Genomic DNA, 19,613 nt, shown 5'->3' with positions numbered 1-19,613 from the left:
GCCTTGCTTTCACGGTCTTTGATGGGTCGAAAAAGATAAAAGAGGAAGCACAAGGATGACCTCAATCGAACACCTGCACGGGCGTTCCGAGCCGTTTTCAATCGCATCCACGCAAGGAAGCGCGGGGACTCTCCCCGTGGTGGTGCACGCGACAGCCGGACAGTCGATCCACGATCTGGACGCCTCGATTCGCGACAGCGTGGCCAATACCCTGGCGACGGTGGGTGGCGTCCTGTTTCGCGGCTTCACTGTCGCCACGCCCATCGACTTCAAGCGCTTCGCCGCCAGTTTCGGCGCGCCGCTGGCCAGTTACGAATTCGGCTCCACGCCTCGCAGCAAAGTCTTTGCCGGGGTCTACAGCTCCACCGAATACCCGGCCCATCAATTCATTCCCCTGCACAACGAACAGGCCTACACCCGGCCCTGGCCTTCGCGCATCTGGTTCCACTGCATGAAAGCCAGCGACACGGGCGGCGAAACGCCGATTGCCGACAGCCGCCTGGTCTACCAGCGCATGCCCGCCGAGATCCGCGAGCTGTTCGCCAGCCGCGAACTGCTCTACGTGCGCAACTACAGCGGCGCCCTGGACTTGCCCTGGCAGAAAGTCTTCAACACCGAGGATCGTGCCCAGGTCGAACGTTATTGCCAGGACAACGACATCGAGTGGGAATGGAAAGCCGATGGTGACCTGCGCACCCGCCAGCGTTGCGCCGCGGTGCAACAGCATCCCGATACCGGTGAGTGGGTCTGGTTCAACCAGGCGCACCTGTTCCATGTGTCGGCCATCGAGCCGAGCGTACGCGCCAGCCTGCTGGCGGCGGTAGGTGAAGAGAACCTGCCGCGCCATGTCTACTTCGGCGATGGCTCGGCGATCGCCGACGAGATGCTCGACACCGTGCGCGAGGTCTATCGCCAGACTGCCATCAGCTTCCCCTGGCAGCCCGGCGACATCCTGATGCTCGACAACCGACTGGTGGCACACGGTCGCAATCCTTTCACCGGTGACCGCAAGGTCATCGTGGCCATGGCGTGAACTGACTCATGTTTTCATTCGAACATTGGATCGAGGTGCTGCAAGCCAACGCTCAGCACTTCCCCCAGCGTGCTGCCCTGCACTTTCTGCCGGACGGTGTAGAGATCGGCGAAACCCTGACTTTTTCCCAGCTCGACGAGCAAGCCCGGTCACTGGCCGCGGCGCTGCAATCGCGCTACACGCCGGGCGACCGCGTGCTATTGATGTTGCCGACCAGCCTCGACTACGCCCGGGCGTTCTGCGCCTGCCTATATGCCGGGATGATCGCCGTGCCGCTGTTTCCGCCACCGTCGCGCAAGCCACGCCACCTGGACCGCGTACGCAATGTGGTGGTGGATGCCGAGCCGGGCCTGATCCTCGCACCGGCGGATCATTGCGAAGGCCTGCGGGAGCTGGTGCAAGGCCAGGTCGATGTGTTGACCGTGCAGCAGTTGGGCACGCCGCCGGCCAGCCAGTGGCAACCACCGGCCATCGACGGATCCACCGTGGCATTCCTGCAATACACCTCCGGTTCCACGGGGTCGCCCAAGGGCGTCGAAGTGCGTCAGCGCAATCTCATTGCCAACGTCGAACTGATGCGCCAGGCCTACGGTTTCGATGAACACGGCGCCATGGTCAACTGGCTGCCGCTGTACCATGACATGGGCCTGATCGGCGGCATGCTGGCGCCGCTCTACAGCGGCATGCCGTGCTACCTGATAGCCTCCCAGACCTTCGTCAACGCGCCATCCACCTGGCTGCAGGCGCTGAGCCGCTACCGCGCCACCGCCAGTTTTGCCCCCAATTTCGCCTACGCCCTGTGCAACCGGGTGGTCAGTGACAACCTGATCGCCCAACTGGACCTGAGCAACTGGAAGCACGCCATCAACGGCGCCGAACCGATCCACCCCGGCACCCTCGAAGCGTTCGCCGAACGGTTTGCCGCCTGCGGCCTGAACCCCTTGGCCATCAGCCCCGGCTATGGCCAGGCCGAAGCCACGCTGTGCGTCAGCGCCACGCCGGCCGATGCGCTGCCGGTGGTCTTGCGCCTGGACAAGGCGATGCTGGAAACCGGTCGCGTCGCACTGGCCGCCGACGATGCCCCCGCCGTGGAGTTCGTCGCCTGCGGCTTCCCTCAGCCCTTGCACAGCATTGCCATCGTCGACCCGCAGACCTTCGAGCGCTGCGCCGCCGATCGCATCGGCGAAGTCTGGCTCAAGGGCCCGAGCAACGCCGAATCCTATTGGAACAATCCCCAGGCCACTCGCGAAGCCTTCGAGGCGCGCATTGTCGGCTCATCGGAACATTACCTGCGCTCCGGCGACCTGGGCTTCATGCACGAAGGCCAGGTGGTGATCTGCGGACGGCTCAAGGACCTGCTGATTCTCAACGGTCGCAATCTCTATCCCCACGACATCGAGTTCGCCATCACTGATGCCGAGCCGGGCATCCGCACCGGGCGCATCGCCGCGTTCTCGGAAATGGACCCGGTGCTGGGCCGCGAGAAGCTGGTGATCGTCGCCGAGCCACAGCGCAGGTTCGTCGACCCGGCGCGCCACCCAGCCCTGTTTGCCTCGATGCAGAACGCCGTGCGGGAAGCCGCCGATTGTGGCATCGACCAGATTGTCCTGGTAGAAGCCGGCACTATCCCGATGACCACCAGCGGCAAGATTGCCCGACAGGGCGCACGCAAGCAGCTGGCGGCGGGAACGCTGAGCATCATTGCCCAGAGCGGTGGCAGCCTCGCCGCATGCGGCGAGACGCTCGAACCAAAGGACCTCAAGCGCCTGGTAGCCGAAACCGCTCGACTGGCGCCGACCGCATGCCGTCAGTGGCTGGAGCAGACCCTGCACAAGGTCAATCCCTATTGCTCGGCAGACTTCGAACTCAGCCTGGTTGGCCAGGGCCTGGATTCCATCGGCGTGGCCGACTTCGCCGCTCGGCTGTACAACGACCTGGGCTGGAACCTCGACACCCAGGACTTGTTCGGCGAACGAACCCTCGGGCAATGGGCCCTGGCCCTGGAGGAGTTTCTCCGCGCCCCGGCACCGAGCGCCACCACTTCGATGCAGCGCGCCGACCTCCAGGCCGGTCGCCAGTCGTTCGCTCAGAGCCGCCTCTGGTTCCTGCGTCAACTGAACCCGGACGACACCCAGCACAATCTGGTACTGCACCTGCAACTGCACGGTCCCCTGGACATCGAGACGCTGGCATCGCGGCTGAACGCCCTGGTCCAGCGCCATGGCGTGCTGCGCACGGTATACCGCGACAGCGTCGAAGGCCCGCAACAACGGGTGCTGCCGGTGACGGCGGTAGCGCTGGAGCAGCATGACTTGCGCAGCTTGAGCGAGGCGCAGCAACAGCAGGCGATGCGTGACCGCCTGGCCCACGAACATGCCACGCCCGTGGATCTTGACGCCGGGCCGGTGCTGCGCGCGCAGTTGCTCAGCCAGGATGACCAGCGACACGACCTGCTGTTGACCCTGCATCACATCGCTTTCGATGGGCGCTCGGCGCAAGTATTGCTGGAGGAACTGGCCGGTTCGGCAGACACCGCGCCACCGGTGCAATACCTGGACTTCGCACAATGGGAAGCCTTGCACTGGAGCGAACAACGGATTGCCACGGAGCAGGCATTCTGGCGCGAGTACCTGGCCGGCGTGCCTCAGTCCCTGGCGCTGGGCGGCAGCGGCAGGAATCCGGGCCAGCACAGCCTGGATTTCAAGGTGCCCCAGGCCACCTGCGACCAGCTGGGGGCATTGGCTCGCGACCGGGGCATGACTTTATTCATGCTGCTGTTGGCCAGTTACCAACTGGTCCTGCGGCAACTGGGCGGCCAGCAGCAGTTCCTGCTGGGCACCGATGTCAGCGGCCGGCCGCTGGCGCAACACGCGGATGTCATCGGTTTCTTCGTCAACCAGTTGACCCTGCGCTGCGACCTGCACGGCGAAGCGACCCTGGCCGGTTTCCTCGAACGTGTCCGCGATGAAGCCCGACGGGCCTACGCCCACCAGGGCCTGCCGTTCGACCTGGTGGTCTCGGCCCTCTCGCCGCAACGCCGTGCCGGCCATTCGCCGCTGTTCCAGGTGAAACTCAACTATCAACCGTCACGCGTCACACCGACCGAAATCGCCGGCGCGCAGCTAACGGCGCTGGACGTAGCCCAGGCGCCGGGGGACTTCCATCTGGTCCTCGACCTGGTGCATGGCGCCGAAGGCCTCGACGCGACGCTCAAGTACCGCGGCGAATACTTCGACCAGGATCGCGCCGCGCGGCTGCAACACCTGTGGATGTGCCTGCTGGAGCAGACCCGCAACCTGCTGGATGAGCCATTGCCGGCGTTGGCCGAGCGCATCGATGGCTGGGACCAGGCTTTTCAGCGTGAACGCCAACAGTCCCAGGCGCTGGCCGGTCGCAGCCAGATGATGCAAGCCAAACGTCGCTCATTGTCCCTTTAACCGAGTCGGATGCCGTTATGTCTACCCTGCCCTCATCGCCACGCGCCCTGGGCGCCGTGCGTCGTAAAGCCATGAACGTCTCTGAACAACAACTGGTCAGCGAGCGCCTGCTCAGCCCGGAACATGCCCTGCCCCTGGTGATCGAGCCGGCTGTCAGTGGCGTCGATCTGGCCGCCTGGGCTGCCCGTGAACGCGAGTCGCTGGAAAAGAAAGTGCTGCAGTACGGCGCACTGCTGTTTCGCGGCTTCAACGTAACGTCTGTCGAACAGTTCGACCAGGTGATTGCCGCCCTCTCCCCCGGGGCGCTGGAATACATGTTCCGGGCTTCGCCCCGTACCCGGGTCGGCGGCAACATCTATACCTCGACCGACTACCCGGCCGACCAGATGATCTTTCCCCACAACGAACATTCCTACTCGCCACGCTTTCCGCTGCGCCTGTTCTTCTACTGCCAGCAGCCGTCCGAGACTGGCGGGCAAACCCCGATCGGTTCCACCCGAGCCGTGAAAGCCCGGATCAGTCCCGAGATCGAGGCGCGGTTCCGGGAAAAGGGCGTGCTGTACGTGCGCAACTACGGCGACGGTTTCGGCTTGCCGTGGCAAACCGTGTTCCAGTCCGAAGACCGCAACGAGGTGCAGGCGTATTGCGCCAGCGTTGGCATCGAAGTGGAATGGAAGGAAAACAATCGCCTGCGCACTCGCCAGCGCGGCCCGGCCGTGGTGCGTCATCCACGCACCGGCGAGGAAGTCTGGTTCAACCACGCGACTTTTTTTCACATCAGCACCCTGCCCCCGGCGATCCGCGATTCGCTGCAGAGCAACTTCAACGACCTGGACCTGCCGACCAACACCTTTTATGGCGACGGCGAACCCATCGAGCCGCACGTGCTGGAGTCCCTGCGCACGGCCTATCTCGACTCGCTGGTGCGGTTCAGCTGGCAACAGGGCGACGTGTTGTTCATCGACAACATGCTCGCCGTCCACGGTCGTGAACCCTTTACCGGCAAGCGCGCAATCATGACCGGCATGGCTGAAGCCCTGCTGTCGAGCGACGTCGCCGTCTGACATTCAAGGGGGCACCCACCGTTCCCCGGAGGCCTGGCCGACCTGTCGACAAGCCCCGAGCGCTGTGCCGCACCCCAGGTTCAAGCCCTTTTTCAGTCGAGATCAACATGAACGGACTTCAAGGTTTTCGCATTTCGCCGCAACAGGCATCGGTATATCCCCACCTCAACGGCGTGGCCGCCCATTCGTTCAGCTGCCATCTACAGTGGGCGGTGTCCCTGCCGCTGGAGGTCGATGCGTTGAACGAGCGCCTGCTCGCGCTCGTGGCCGACAACGAGATCTTGCGCACACGCCTGATGCCGGTGCCGGGGTTGCGCCATCCGGTGCAGGTGATCGACGAGACTGGCTCCCTGAAAGTGGAGCTGCTGGACTTGCAACAACACAGCCCCGCCGAACAGGACAGCGCCTTGAAGCGACTGGCCATCCAGGCCCGCGACTGGGCGACGCCCTTGTACGTGACCCTGGTGCGCCTGCCCGGTGAGCAAAGCGTGCTGGACCTGGCGGCCGCCAGCAGCCATTTGGATCTGGCCAGCCTGAAGTGGCTGGCCGGTGCATTGCTGCAGGACAGCACCGCGCCGCTGTCGGACGTTTTGCAATATGCCGATTACGCCGAATGGCGCTGGAGCCTGGTGGAAGACGAACCGGATCATCCCGGCGTCAGCTTCTGGAAACCATCGAGCGAAACCGAACAGGCGGCCTTGCAGTTGTCCCTCGAAGCGGCGAGCGCCGGCGCTTTCGCCCCTGCCCGCTACGACCTGACATTGCCCGCCGTCCTGGCCACCCACCCGACCCTGACGGCGAACCTGGCATTGACCGCATGGGCCGTCGTACTCGGGCGGCTGGCGGGCCAGCAACAGGTTCCCCTTGCCGTGGTCCATGAAAGCCGTGGCCCGGAACTGGAAAACGCCCTGGGCCTGTTCGAGCAATGCCTGCCCGTCAGCCTCGAACTGGATGCCCAGGCGACGTTGCTGGAGCAGAGCACCCAGGTCGGTGCCTGCGTCGAACGAGCCATGGGCTGGCAGGACTACTATACCCACGATCTCTCTGCGGACTACGCCTTCGCCTGGCGTTGCGGCGATGCCCGGGAACGTTTTGCCGGGGCGGTGATGGCACCGGCAAAGGCCTGCCTGAACGTACGCCAGCTCCCCGACCGCGTGCAGGCGCATCTGGTCTATGATCGCCACACACTCAGCGCCGAAGCCGCCGCCTGCCTGGCCGAGCAGTGGCTGCAATTGCTGCAGGGTGCCCTGGCGGAACCGCAACGGGCCTGGGCCCATCTGCCCCTTGGTGGACCGCTCCAGTCGCAGGTGGTGGCGAACGAGCCGAACCGGCCGAACATCGAACCGCTGACGCTGGTGGAACTGATTGCCCGCCGCGTTCGCCAGCAGCCGGATGCCATCGCCCTCAGCGACCAGGACGGCGAGCTGAGCTACAGCCGCCTGGATGCCTGCGCCACACACCTGGCTCATCGACTGGTCGGCGCCGGCATCGGCCCGGGGGTGCCCGTGGGGATTGTGTTCCCGCGCGGCAATGCCGCCATTGTCGCCATGCTCGCGGTCCTGAAGGCCGGCGGAGCCTATGTGCCGATCGACCCGACCTACCCGGCCGACCGACGGACCTACATGCTCGCCGACAGCGCCATCGACCATATCGTGGTCAGCGCCGAGCTGGCCGACAGCGTACCGGCCAGCCTGCAACGCTTCGTGCTCGACGACCTGAGCGCCGAGGACGCCAGCCATCTGCCAGCCCTGCCGACGCCAGGAGCGGACGACCTGGCCTACCTGATCTATACCTCCGGCTCCACCGGTGCGCCCAAAGCCGTGGAAATCACTCACGGTGCCCTGAGCTTCTCCACTCAGGTGCGCATGGCCGCCTATGAGACGCCGGTGCGGGCCTATCTGCTGCTGTCCTCCTTCGCCTTCGACAGTTCGGTCGCCGGGATTTTCTGGACCCTGGCCCAGGGCGGACGCCTGGTATTGCCCGCCACCGGCGAAGAGTTGGAAATGGCGCGCCTGGCCCAATTGATCACAGAGCACCAGGTCAGCCACGGCCTGTCGCTGCCATCGCTGTACCAGGCCTTGCTCGATCAGTTGCAGCGCAGCGGCGGGAGCGACAGCCTCGAATGCTGGATCGTCGCCGGCGAAGCCTGTCCGCCGTCCCTGGTGGCGCAACACGGAAAGATCCTGCCGCAAGCCCGAATGGTCAACGAATACGGCCCCACCGAAGCCACGGTATGGGCCACCTACGAAGTTCTGGAACCCAACCGCAGTGTCAGCATCGGGCGTCCCATCGCCGGCATGGACTTGCGCCTGCTCAACGAACAGGACGTTGCCTGCGGCATCGGCGAGCCAGGTGAAATCGTCCTCGCCGGCCCGACCCTGGCCCGTGGCTATCGCAACAAACCCGAAGAAACCGCCAAGGCCTTCGTCACCCTGGCCGACGGCACCCGCGCCTACCGTACCGGCGACCTGGCCTGCTGGCTGGCGGATGGGCGCCTGGCGTTCCTTGGCCGCAAGGACCATCAGGTCAAGGTTCGCGGCTACCGCATCGAACTGGGAGAAATCGAACGCCAGCTGTGCAGCCACAGCGACGTACGCGAAGCCGCGGTGATCGTCCAGGAGCACGCCGCCGGCAAGCGCCTGCTCGCCTACATCCTGGCCGCCCACGGCTACGCCCCGGACTCGGAGGCGATCAAGCGCTTCCTCGGTGAGCGCCTGCCCTCGTACATGGTGCCGGCCCAGGTCCTGACCCTGCCGACCTTCCCGCGTACCCCCAACGGCAAGCTCGACATTCGCCGGTTGCCTGATCCGGACCAGTTCGACGAAAGCGCCCACGTGGCCCCGCGCAATGCCATGGAAACCACCCTGCAAGCCATCGTCGCCAAGGTCTTGAAGCTGTCCACCGTGAGCGTCACCGACAACTTCTTCGCCATCGGCGGCGACTCGATCCTCAGCCTGCAAGTGGTGGCCCAGGCCCACGAGCAAGGCATCGCGCTGTCGGCCAAGCAAGTCTTCGAACGCCAGACCATCGCGGCCATGGCCGAAGTTGCGCAACCGCTGGCCGCCGACGCCGTCGAGCCCGTGGCCGAGAGCACCGAATTCAGCGCCTCGGGCCTGTCCGATGACGAAATGCAAGCCCTGATGGCCGAACTGAACGAGGCCGACCTGTGACCGGTTCCTTGCGCCGCCGTGCCGCCGTCGCCCCTTTTTACGCAGGACGCTTTCAATGACCACCGAAAAAACCACCAGCAATCCGATCGAAGACATCTACCCGCTGTCGCCACTGCAACAGGGGATGCTGTTTCACTCCTTGCTGCATGAAGACTCCGGCGTCTACCTGATGCAGGATCGCTACCGCATCGGCGGGGCCATCGACGAAGTGGCGTTCCTCGAATCCTGGCGTCGGGTGGTAGCGCTGCACCCGTCCCTGCGTGCCAGCTTCCAATGGAAAAGCCAGAAGCAACCGGTGCAGGTGATCCACCGGGAGGTCAAGGTGCCGTTGGACACCCTCGACCTGCGCGGCCTGGCGCCCCACGAGCAGGAAGCGCGGATCCGCACACTGCTGGAGGACGAACAGAAAGTTGGCTTCAACCTGTCGAAGCCACCGCTGATCCGCTTCCGCCTGGTGCGCCTGGCCGACGAGTCCTACGAGTTCATTCGCAGCTTCCACCACATCCTGATGGATGCCTGGTGCATTTCCCTGGTGACCGTGGACTTCCTCAAGGTCTATGAAGCGCTGTGCAACGACCGCACGCCGGAACTCAAAAGCCCGCGGCCTTTTCGCGACTACATCCAATGGCTGCAGCGCCAGGATGCCGGCAAGGCCGAGCAGTTCTGGCGCGGCCAGCTGCAAGGTCTCAGTGCGCCCACGCCGCTGACCGTGGACAACGGCGTGAGCCGCGACCGCTACACCGATGCGGTGCTGGTGGACGATCAATTGATCCACCTGGACGAACAGCAAACCCAGGCGCTGGCCACTTTCTGCCGCCAGCGCCGCATCACTGCGAACACGTTCTTCCAAGGGGTCTGGTCGTTGCTGCTGTCGCGCTACAGCGGGCAACGGGACGTGGTGTTCGGCGTCACCGTGGCCGGTCGGCCCGCCGACCTGACCGGTGTGGCTGAAATGATCGGCCTGTTCATCAATACCTTGCCCTTGAGGGTTTCAGTGGACCCGGACGCTGCCCTCGGCAATTGGCTGCAAGCCTTGCAGGGGCTCAATGTCGACATGCGCGACTTCGAGCACACACCGCTGACCGACATCCAGGGCTGGAGCGATTTCCCTCGCGGCGAAACCCTGTTCGACAGCATCCTGGTGTTCGAGAACGCCCCCATCGACGAGCAGATCCTCGAAGGGGGCTTCCAGTTCAGCCTCGAAGGCATGGACCACAGCGTGCACACCCACTACGGCCTGACCGTGGTGATCCTGCCCGGTGAACAGCTGGGTATCCGGGTGTCCTATGACCGTGAGCGCTTCGATGCCGCTACCGTGCAGCGCCTGTTGGGTCACATCGCCAGCCTGGTGCACAGCATGCTGGCCGCGCCCGACGCGCCCCTAGGCAGCTTCGAACTGCTCGCCCCACAAGAGCGCCAGCGACTGCTGGGCGAATGGGCGGTCAATCCCCATGAGTTCCCCCTGGATCAAAGCTACGCGCAACTGTTCGCCGCCCAGGTCGCCCAGCGAGGTGGGCAGGTGGCCGCGGTCTGCGCCGGTGAATCCCTGACCTACGCCGAGCTGGACCGGCTTTCCACCCGCCTGGCCCATGCCCTGCGCGCCGCCGGCGCCAGCGAGGGTGACCTGGTGGCGCTGCTGGCCCCCCGGGGCCTGGCGTTGTTGACCATGATGCTGGCGGTGTTCAAGGCCGGCGCGGCGATGCTGCCATTGGAAGTCAATCATCCGCCGGAGCGCCTGCGGGAAATCCTTGGCCTGTCCCGTGCCCCGTTCCTGATCGCCAGCGAAGGTTGCAGCGGCCTGCTCGATCAATTGCTCAGCGGCCTCGACCAGGCCCCCGAAGCCCTGTTCGCCCAAGCCTGCTGGGCATCTGGCAACGACGCGCCCTTGCCGGCCCTCGCCGGCCCGGACAGCCTGGCCTACGTGCTGTTCACCTCGGGCTCGACCGGTACGCCCAAGGGCGTGATGATCGAGCAACGGGGCATGCTCAATAATATCTTCGGCAAAGTGCCGGCCCTGGGGCTTGGCGCCGACGACCGGATTCCCCAGACCGCCTCGGTGGCCTTCGACATTTCGGTGTGGCAGTTCCTCGCCGCGCCAGTGCTCGGCGCTACCGTGCATATCCTTGCGGACGAAGTCGCCCACGACCCGCAGCGCCTGCTACAGGTCCTGGCCGAGGAGCGCCTGAGCGTGCTGGAGATCGTTCCGAGCCTGATGCGCACCCTGCTCGCCCTGTGCCCGTGCGACCTGCAATTGCCCGATCTGCGCTGGGTGTTGCCCACTGGCGAAGCCCTGCCACCGACCGTGGCCCGGGACTGGTTCGCGCGCTTTCCCGACATTGCCTTGATGAACGCCTACGGGCCGGCCGAATGCGCCGATGACGTGGCGTTCCAGGCCATTTTCGAAGCACCGGCGGCCGAAGTCAGCCACATGCCCATCGGCCGTCCGACGGCCAACAACCGCCTGTATGTGCTCGATGATTACCTGCGCCCGGTGCCGGTTGGCGTGGCCGGGGAAATCTGTGTCGGCGGCGTCGGCGTCGGCCGTGGCTACCTGCACGATCCACAGCGCACCGCGCAGGCGTTCATCGACCATCCGCAACTCGAAGGACGCCTGTATCGCACCGGTGACCTGGGACGCTGGCGTGCAGATGGCGTGATCGAATACCTCGGCCGCCGTGACCAGCAGGTAAAGCTGCGTGGGCACCGCATCGAACTGACCGAAATCGAACACCGTCTGGCGCAGCATGAAAACGTGCGCGAAGCCGCAGTCCTGCTGCGGGAAAATACCGTCGGCGAAGCCTGGCTGGTGGCGTACTGGTCGGCCCATGACCAGGCCCAGGGCAGCGACGGCCTGAGTGAACACCTGCGGGCGCAGCTGCCACCGTACATGGTGCCGGCCGCGTTCGTCTGCCTGGACAAACTGCCCCTGAACAATAACGGCAAGGTCGATCGCAAGGCCCTCGCCGCACGGGAACTGGACTGGCAGGGCGACACCCGGCAAAGCATCGCCCCGCGCAACGACCTGGAAAGCAGCGTGGCGAAGATCTGGGCCGAGGTGCTGGGTCGGGACACAGTGGGGGTGGAAGACAACTTCTTCACCCTTGGCGGGCATTCGTTGCTGGCGACCCAGATCGTGGCTCGCCTGCGTACCCATTTCAAACTCGACCTGCCGTTGCGTGTGCTGTTCGAGCATCCCACCGTGGCCCTGCTGGCCGTGGCCATCGCCACCCGCCAGGCCCAGGCCGCCGAACCGCAAGCCGCGCCCATCAGTGCCCCCAAGGCCCAGCCGCGTCCGGCGTTGCTGCCGTTGTCGTTCTCGCAGCAACGACTGTGGTTCATCGAGCAACTGACACCGGGCACTACCCTGTTCAACATCCCGTTCGCCCTGCACCTTAAGGGTGAACTCGATGTCCAGGCGCTGCACGCCAGCCTGAACGACCTGCTGGCTCGCCACGAAATCCTGCGCACCGGCATCCACAGCGTCGACGGCGTACCGTGCCAGCGCATCAGCGCAACCCTGGACATCGCGTTGCCCTTCGAGGACCTGTCGGGCCTGACCGCCACCGCTCGGGCGGGTGCGCAATTCAATGCCCTGCAAGAGACCTTCGAACAGCCTTTCGACCTGGCCTGCCCGCCGTTGCTGCGCGCCCGCTTGCTGCGCCTGGCGCCGGATGAACATGTGCTGGGCATCGCCCTGCACCACATGGTCTCCGACGCCTGGTCGGCCACCATCGCCCTGCGCGAGCTGGCCCTGGGCTACGAAGCCCGCTGCAACGGTGCCGCCGCCGAGCTGCCGGCGCTGCCGGTGCAATACGCCGACTTCGCCCTCTGGCAGCGGGAGCATTTGCAGGGCGCCGAACTCAAGCGCCAACTGGACTACTGGACCGCCACCCTGGATCGCCGCGACAGCGAAGGCAGCCCACTGCTGGCCCTGCCCACCGACCATCCGCGGCCATCGGTGCAGAGCTACCGCGCCGGGATCGTCCAGCGCGAACTCAGCGCCGACCTCAGTAAGCGAGTTCAGGCCTTTGCCAGTCGCCTCGGCACCACGCCATTCACCGTTCTGTTCGCTGGCTTCGCCGTACTGATGCACCGCTTGAGCGGCGACGCCACGGTGCTGGTCGGCACCCCGGTGACCCACCGTGAACAGCCGGGCACCGAAGGCCTGCTGGGTATTTTGCTGAACAACCTGGCGATCCGCGCCGACTTCGAGCCACAAGCGGACTTCACCGCCCTGGTCCAACAAGTGGCCGAGCGGCTGCGCAACGGCCTGCGGCACCAGGACCTGCCTTTCGAACAACTGGTGGACAGCCTGCAACTGCCCCGCAGCCTCAGCCATGCACCGCTGTACCAGGTGATGGTCGCCCAGCAACTGGCCATGGAATCGCGCCTGCGCTTCCCCGGGCTGGCATTCGAGGCCCTGGACACCCCGCTGCGCCACTCCGAATGCGACCTGGACCTGCATGTGCTGTGTCCGGCCGATGCGCCGATCCAGCTGGAACTGATGTTCGCCCTGGACCTGTTCGTGGCCGACAGCGCCCGCCAGACCCTGGCCCGCCTGGAGCATCTGCTGGAGCGGATGCTCGCCGAACCGCAACGTCCGGTGGCAGCGTTGCCGTTGCTGACGGCGGATGAATGGCAGCGCACCGTGGTCGAGTGGAACCGCACCGAAATGGAGGTGCCGCGCCACCTGACCTTCGCCCAACTGTTCGAACAACAGGCCGAGCGAACTCCGGAGCGTGACGCACTGACCTTCGCAGGACGCTGCCTGAGTTATGGCGAACTGAACCGCCGGGCCAACCAGGTGGCGCACTACCTGCGCGGGCGTGGCGTGGGCGCCAATAGCCCGGTGGCGCTGTGTGTCGAGCGCTCCCTGGAACTGCTGATCGGCCTGCTGGGCATCCTCAAGTCCGGGGGCGCCTATGTGCCGCTGGATCCGAGCTACCCGGCGGACCGCCTGGCCTACATGCTCGAAGACGCGCAGCCGACGTTGCTCCTCGGTCAGCACGGGCTGCTGGAACAACTGGGGGCCGGGCTGCCACGCGTTCATCTGGACAGCGACGCGGCCTTGTTCGCTCACCAGCCGGACAGCAACCCGGCGCCGCTTTCCGGCCCGCAAGACCTGGCCTACATCATGTACACCTCCGGCTCGACCGGTAAGCCCAAGGGCACCCTGGTTACCCAGGCCTCGGTGGTCAACCTGGCCTGGGCACGTATCCATGGCCTGTACCGGCGCTACACCGACCAGCCGATGCGTACCAGTTTCAACTACTCCTTCGCCTTCGACAGTTCGGTGGCCGAGCTGATCCTGCTGCTCGACGGCCATAGCCTGTACCTGACGCCGGAAGACGTGCGCTACGACCCCGAGGCGCTGGCGCAGTTCTTTCGCGAGACCCGCCTGGAGGCCTTCGAGTGCACCCCGGCACAGCTCAAGGCCTTGCTGGAAAGCGAAGGCGTGCGACGTGGCGAGGTGTACCTGCCCCGCTTCGTGCTGTTCGGTGGCGATGCCGTGGACACCCAGCTGTGGCAACGCCTGCCAGCGATTGCCGGCAGCCGCTTCTTCAACACCTACGGCCCCACCGAATGCACGGTGGACGCCACCGGTTGCGCGGTGGACGACTTCCCCCAGCGCCCGATCATCGGCCGCCCTATCGCCAACGTGCGCACCTACGTGCTCGATGCCTTCCTCAACCCGATGCCGGTGGGCGTCCCGGGGGAGCTGCACATCGGCGGTGCCGGCGTGACCCTGGGTTACCTCAACCGCGCCGAGCAGACCGCCAAGGTCTTCATCGAAGACCCGTTCTCGTCCCTGTCCGGTGCGCGGATGTACAAATCCGGCGACCTGGTGCGCTGGTTGCCCGATGGCCAGCTCGAATACCTCGGACGCATGGACCATCAGGTGAAGATCCGTGGCTTCCGCGTCGAACTGGGGGAAATCGAAACCCTGCTCGGCGCGCAACCAGGCGTGCGCCAGGCCGTGGTGCTGGCTCGCGAAGACGTGCCCGGCGACAAGCGCCTGGTGGCCTACGTCACTTGCGAACAGCAGGCCGATATCGATGCCTGGCGCAAGGCCATTGGCGCAGCCCTGCCCGACTACATGGTGCCCTCGGCCTTCGTGGTGCTCGATGAACTGCCGTTGACCGACAACGGCAAGCTCAACCGCAAGGCGTTGCCGGCGCCGGACATCCAGGCCGCGCCGGAGGCGCTGGATCCGCCACGCGGCGGTGCCGAGCGGCAACTGGCGGCCCTGTGGTCCGAACTGCTGAAGGTGCCGGCGGCGCAGATCGGTCGCGACAGCCACTTTTTCTACCTTGGCGGGCACTCGCTGCTGGCGGCGACACTGTTCGCCCGCCTGCGCCAACAGTTCGCCACGGTACCGCCGCTGCGGGCCGTTTTCGAACACCCGACCCTCCAAGCCCTGGCCGCCTTGCTGGGCGATCCCCTGCAAGCGGCGACGGCCTTCGTCCCGGCGCCACGCCCGGCGCGCTTGCCGTTGTCGTTCGAGCAGCAGCGCCTGTGGTTCCTCGAACAACTGAGCGCCGGTGGCGGTGAATACAACGTGGTCAGCGCGGTGCAGCTGGACGGCGAACTCGATACCCAGGCCCTGCAGGTAGCCTTGAACAACGTGATCCAACGTCACGAGATCCTGCGCAGCCGCATCGTGCGCGACACCGACGGCGAGCTGATGCTGGTGGTCGATGGGCAGGTCGACGTCCCGCTGCAGGCAACGGTGCTGGAAGCTGCCTGCGACGCCGCCTGGCAGCAGTTGACCGACGATGCCCTGCGCCAAGCAACCGGACGTCCGTTCGATCTGGCCCGCGAAATCCCCGTGCGCGCCACCTTGATACAGCGCAGTGGCGGTGACCAGTCGCTGTTGTTGCTCACCGTGCATCATTGCGCAACCGACGATGCGTCCAGCCAGAACCTGCTGGATGAGCTGGGTCGCTTCTACGCCGCCCAATGCCAGGGCACCGCGACAGTACTGCCAGAGCTGGCCCTGCAATACCCGGACTATGCCCTCTGGCAACGCGAACCCGCCCAGCAGCGCCTGTTCAGCCAGCAACTGGAATACTGGCGCAACCAATTGGAGGATGGCGATTACCTGCTGGACCTGCCCACCGAGCAAGGTCGTCCCGACCACCTCGCGCCGGCCGCCGGTGCCGTCCAACTGCAACTGCCACCAGCGCTGGTAGCGCGTCTGCGGCTATTCGCCCAGCAACGCGGCGCCACCCTGTACATGCTGATGCTGAGTGCGGCACAACTGCTGCTGGGCCGCTACGCCAACCAGCGCGATGTGCGGGTCGGCAGTCCGGTGGCCCAGCGGCCGTTCGCCGAGCTGCAGCCTTTGATCGGTTGCTTCGTCAACACCGTGGTCATGCGCGCCGATCTCGATCCGAGCCTGGATTTCGAAGGCTTGCTGAGCCAGGTGCGCAACCGCGTACTGGACGCCCAGCAGCACCAGGACGTGCCGTTCGAGCAGGTCGTGGACCACCTCAAGCCTTCCCGCAGCCTCGGCCAGACGCCACTGTTCCAGGTGCTCTTCGCCATGCAGAACGCCGATGCCTGCGGCCGGCACTGGCCGCGACTGCACGTCAGCGAACGAGCGGTGACCGCCCAGGCCACCAAGTACGATCTGAACTGGGAAGTGCACGACGGCGAAGTGCTGTCGGTGTTGCTGGAATACCGTGCCGCATTGTTCAGCGAAACCACCGCCCGGCGTTGGTTGACGCAATGGCAGCAACTGCTGGAAGCCATGCTCGACGCGCCACAGACCCGTCTCGGGGAATGGACGCCGATGGCGGCAGCCGAGCGCCAACGCCAGTTGGTCGAATGGAACGCCACTGACCGCCACTACAGCGGCCCGACCAACCTGCACACGGCCCTGAGCCAGCAGGCAGCCCTGAGCCCCAACGCCCCGGCGCTGGTGTTCGAAGGCCAACGCCTGAGCTATGCCGAACTGGACCAGCGTGCCCAGGCCGTCGCCCGCGCCCTGCGCGCCGTCGGTATCGGCGCCGAGCACATCGTGCCGGTGTGCATGGAGCGCTCGGTGGAAATGGTCGTGGCCTTGCTCGGCATCGTCCATGCCGGCGCCGCGTGGCTGCCGCTGGACCCGCAAATGCCGGCCGCGCGCCTGGCCTTCCTGATCCAGGACGCCGATGCCAAGGTCACCCTGACCCAGGCGCAGTGGCTGGAGCGCCTGCCGGCCGGGCACCTGGCCTGGACCCTCGACGCCCTGCCCCAGGCCCCGGCGTTCGAACCCATCAGCGTCGCCGCCAATGACCTGGCCTACGTGCTCTACACCTCCGGTTCCACCGGCCAGCCAAAAGGCGTGATGAACGAACACGGCGCCTTGATGAACCGCCTGTACTGGATGCAGGACGCCTTCCCGATCGGCCCGAATGATCGGGTCCTGCAGAAGACCCCGTACAGCTTCGACGTGTCGGTATGGGAGTTCTTCTGGCCGCTGATCACCGGCGCCACCCTGGTGGTGGCCCGTCCGGACGGCCACCGTGACCCGGCCTACCTCAGCCAGTTGATCCAGCAGGAACAGGTCACCACGTTGCACTTCGTGCCGTCCATGCTGCGGGCGTTCGTCGAGGAACCGAGCCTGGTGAATTGCCACAGCCTGCGCCAGGTGTTCGCCAGCGGCGAAGCCTTGCCAGTGGACCTGGTGCGGCGTTTCATGGGCCAGCACCCGGCCGCCCTGGTCAACCTGTATGGCCCCACCGAAGCGGCCATCGACGTCTCGGTCTGGCGTTGCTCGGCAGACGACACAATCGTGCCGATCGGCAAGCCCATCGCCAACCTGCGCCTGTACATCCTCGACGAAGCCATGCAGCCATTGCCCATCGGCAGCATCGGCGAGCTGTACATCGGCGGCGTCGGCGTGGCCCGTGGCTATCTGAAACGCCCGGACCTGACCGAAGAACGCTTCCTCGCCAGCCCGTTCGTGGCCGGCGACCGCCTGTACCGCACCGGCGACCGCTGCCGTTTCCTGGCCGATGGCAACATCGAATACCTGGGACGTCTCGACCATCAGGTCAAGCTGCGGGGCCAGCGCATCGAGCTGGGGGAAATCGATGCGGCCCTGCTGGACCTGCCGGCGATCACCGCTGCCTGCACCCTGGTCATCGACAACCGCCTGGTGGCGTTCTACAGCGGCAGCGCCGTGCAATCGGAACTGGACAACCTGTTGGCGGCCCAGTTGCCGGCGTACATGGTGCCTTCGGTATGGGTCGAAGTACCGGCCTTGCCGTTGAACAGCAACGGCAAGATAGACCGCAAGGCCCTGGCGGCGCTGCCCTTGCCGCAGACCCAGAAAGACTACGCGGCACCGCGCAATGACCTGGAGCGCCTGCTTTGCCAACTGTTCGGCGAACTGCTCGGCGAAACCCTGACCGGTGGACAGCAGGTCGGCACCTCGGACAGCTTCTTCGCCCTGGGCGGTGACTCGATCCTTGGCCTGAAACTGATCTCCCGCCTGCGCGAGCAGGGTTATGCCCTCACCCCGAGGGACCTGTTCCGCTCGCCGACCCCGGCGGCGCTGGCCCAGGTGACCACGGCCCTGCTGAGCCAGGCCGAACAGGGTGATGTGACCGGTACGATGCCGCTGATGCCGCTGCACCAGTGGTTCTTCGATCAACAGCAGCCCGAGGCCGGCCATTGGAACCAGTCGGTGCTGGCCGACAGCGAGCGACGTCTCGACGCGGCCGTGGTACAGGCCACCCTGGACCGACTGGTGGCCCACCATGACGCCCTGCGCCTGCGTTTCGCCCAGGTCGAGGGACAATGGCAAGTGCGCATCGCGCCCGTGGCACCTGCACGACTGACCTGCTGCGAACATCCCGAACAGCTGCTGGACGTGGCCCGCAGCCTCGACCTGCAGGACGGTCCGCTGTTTGCCGCCGCACTGCTGGAAGGCGCACCGCAACGCCTGTACCTGGTGGCCCATCACCTGGTGGTGGACGCGGTCTCCTGGACGCCGTTGCTGGAAGACTTCCAGCACCTGTACCCGGCCCTGGAACGCGGCGAAAACCCGACGTTGCCGGCCAAGACCACGTCCTACCGTCAATGGGCGGAGCGTTTGCAGGCCCATGCCATCAAGGTCAGCGCCGAACAGCGCTACTGGAGCACCCAGCCGGGAGCGAACCCGGCGCCTGTGGCCACCGTGGCCGAACGGCAGACCCTGTCAGCCCGCTGGGATGCCACTCGTACCCATCAATGGCTGACCGAGGCCCACGCGGCCTACCGCACGCAACCGGAAGAACTGTTGATCGCCGCCCTCGCCGCGACCCTGGCCGAGGTGGAAAGCCGCAGCGACATCGTGGTGGACCTGGAGCGCCATGGTCGGGATGCGCCATTCGACGGCCTGGACGTGAGCCGCACCGTCGGCTGGTTCACCACGCTGTACCCATTGCGGGTCAATGCCAGCGGCGCCCCGGGCGACCAGGTGCGTAACGCCAAGGAAGCCTTGCGCGCCGTGCCGGGCCAGGGCCTGGGTTACGGGCTGCTGCGCCAGCGGGGTCAATTGCCGGCCAGCAGCGGCGACGTACTGTTCAACTACCTGGGCCATGAGCAGACGCCCGAGGGCTGGTTGCGCCCCAGCAGCCTGACTCCGCCACCGGACGTGGCTCCCTCCAACCGGGTGACCCATGGCCGGGAAGTGGTGGCCTGGCTGGAGGAAGGCGTATTGCGCGTCGAGTGGCACAGCGTCACGCCAGCCATCGACCGCCAGTTGCCCGCTCGCCTGCTGGAACGTTTGCAGGTGTTGGTCGAGCACTGCCTCGATCCCCAGGCCGGTGCGCTGATGCCATCGGACTTCCCGCTGGCCAAGGCGCTGAACCAGAAATCCCTGGACAAGCTGCTGGGCAAGCTCAAGACCAAACCGAATTCCCAAAGCTAGCGAGCG

The 19,613-nt window shown here is 65.8% G+C and carries 5 protein-coding genes; all 5 read left to right on the top strand.

The window, feature by feature from the left end; translation table 11 throughout:
- Positions 1–55 precede the first annotated feature (55 nt).
- The 5 genes from BT179_RS15645 to BT179_RS15625 all read left to right on the top strand — a co-directional run bounded on the left by BT179_RS15645 (position 56) and on the right by BT179_RS15625 (position 19,607).
- Entirely contained in the window at positions 56–1,033 is a 978-nt protein-coding gene (locus BT179_RS15645) for a TauD/TfdA family dioxygenase (RefSeq protein ID WP_072431196.1), read from the top strand.
- A gap of 8 nt (positions 1,034–1,041) precedes the next feature.
- Positions 1,042–4,470, top strand: coding sequence for a condensation domain-containing protein (locus tag BT179_RS15640; RefSeq protein ID WP_072431195.1), 3,429 nt, complete (start codon positions 1,042–1,044; stop codon positions 4,468–4,470).
- A 17-nt stretch (positions 4,471–4,487) separates the two neighbouring features.
- Positions 4,488–5,534 carry a TauD/TfdA family dioxygenase gene (locus tag BT179_RS15635; RefSeq protein WP_072398401.1) on the top strand — a complete coding sequence of 349 codons (1,047 nt, stop codon included), beginning with the start codon at positions 4,488–4,490 and terminating at the stop codon, positions 5,532–5,534.
- Positions 5,535–5,641: 107 nt separating this feature from the next.
- A complete protein-coding gene (locus BT179_RS15630; protein WP_072431194.1) occupies positions 5,642–8,704 on the top strand; it encodes a non-ribosomal peptide synthetase in 3,063 nt (1,020 codons plus the stop codon).
- Positions 8,705–8,759: 55 nt separating this feature from the next.
- Entirely contained in the window at positions 8,760–19,607 is a 10,848-nt protein-coding gene (locus BT179_RS15625) for a non-ribosomal peptide synthetase (protein ID WP_072431193.1), read from the top strand.
- Positions 19,608–19,613: the final 6 nt, after the last annotated feature.

The sequence above is a fragment of the Pseudomonas sp. NFACC43 genome (assembly GCF_900119645.1).
Lineage (GTDB): Bacteria > Pseudomonadota > Gammaproteobacteria > Pseudomonadales > Pseudomonadaceae > Aquipseudomonas.
The sequence above is the reverse complement of the archived record's forward strand: the minus strand, read 5'-3'. Positions and strand labels throughout refer to the sequence as shown.

Excerpts from the sequence above, each read along its gene's own strand:
- BT179_RS15625 (WP_072431193.1), top strand. The coding sequence starts at position 8,760 with ATGACCACCGAAAAAACCACCAGCAATCCGATCGAAGACATCTACCCG.
- BT179_RS15645 (WP_072431196.1), top strand. The coding sequence starts at position 56 with ATGACCTCAATCGAACACCTGCACGGGCGTTCCGAGCCGTTTTCAATC.
- BT179_RS15635 (WP_072398401.1), top strand. The coding sequence starts at position 4,488 with ATGTCTACCCTGCCCTCATCGCCACGCGCCCTGGGCGCCGTGCGTCGT.
- BT179_RS15640 (WP_072431195.1), top strand. The coding sequence starts at position 1,042 with ATGTTTTCATTCGAACATTGGATCGAGGTGCTGCAAGCCAACGCTCAG.
- BT179_RS15630 (WP_072431194.1), top strand. The coding sequence starts at position 5,642 with ATGAACGGACTTCAAGGTTTTCGCATTTCGCCGCAACAGGCATCGGTA.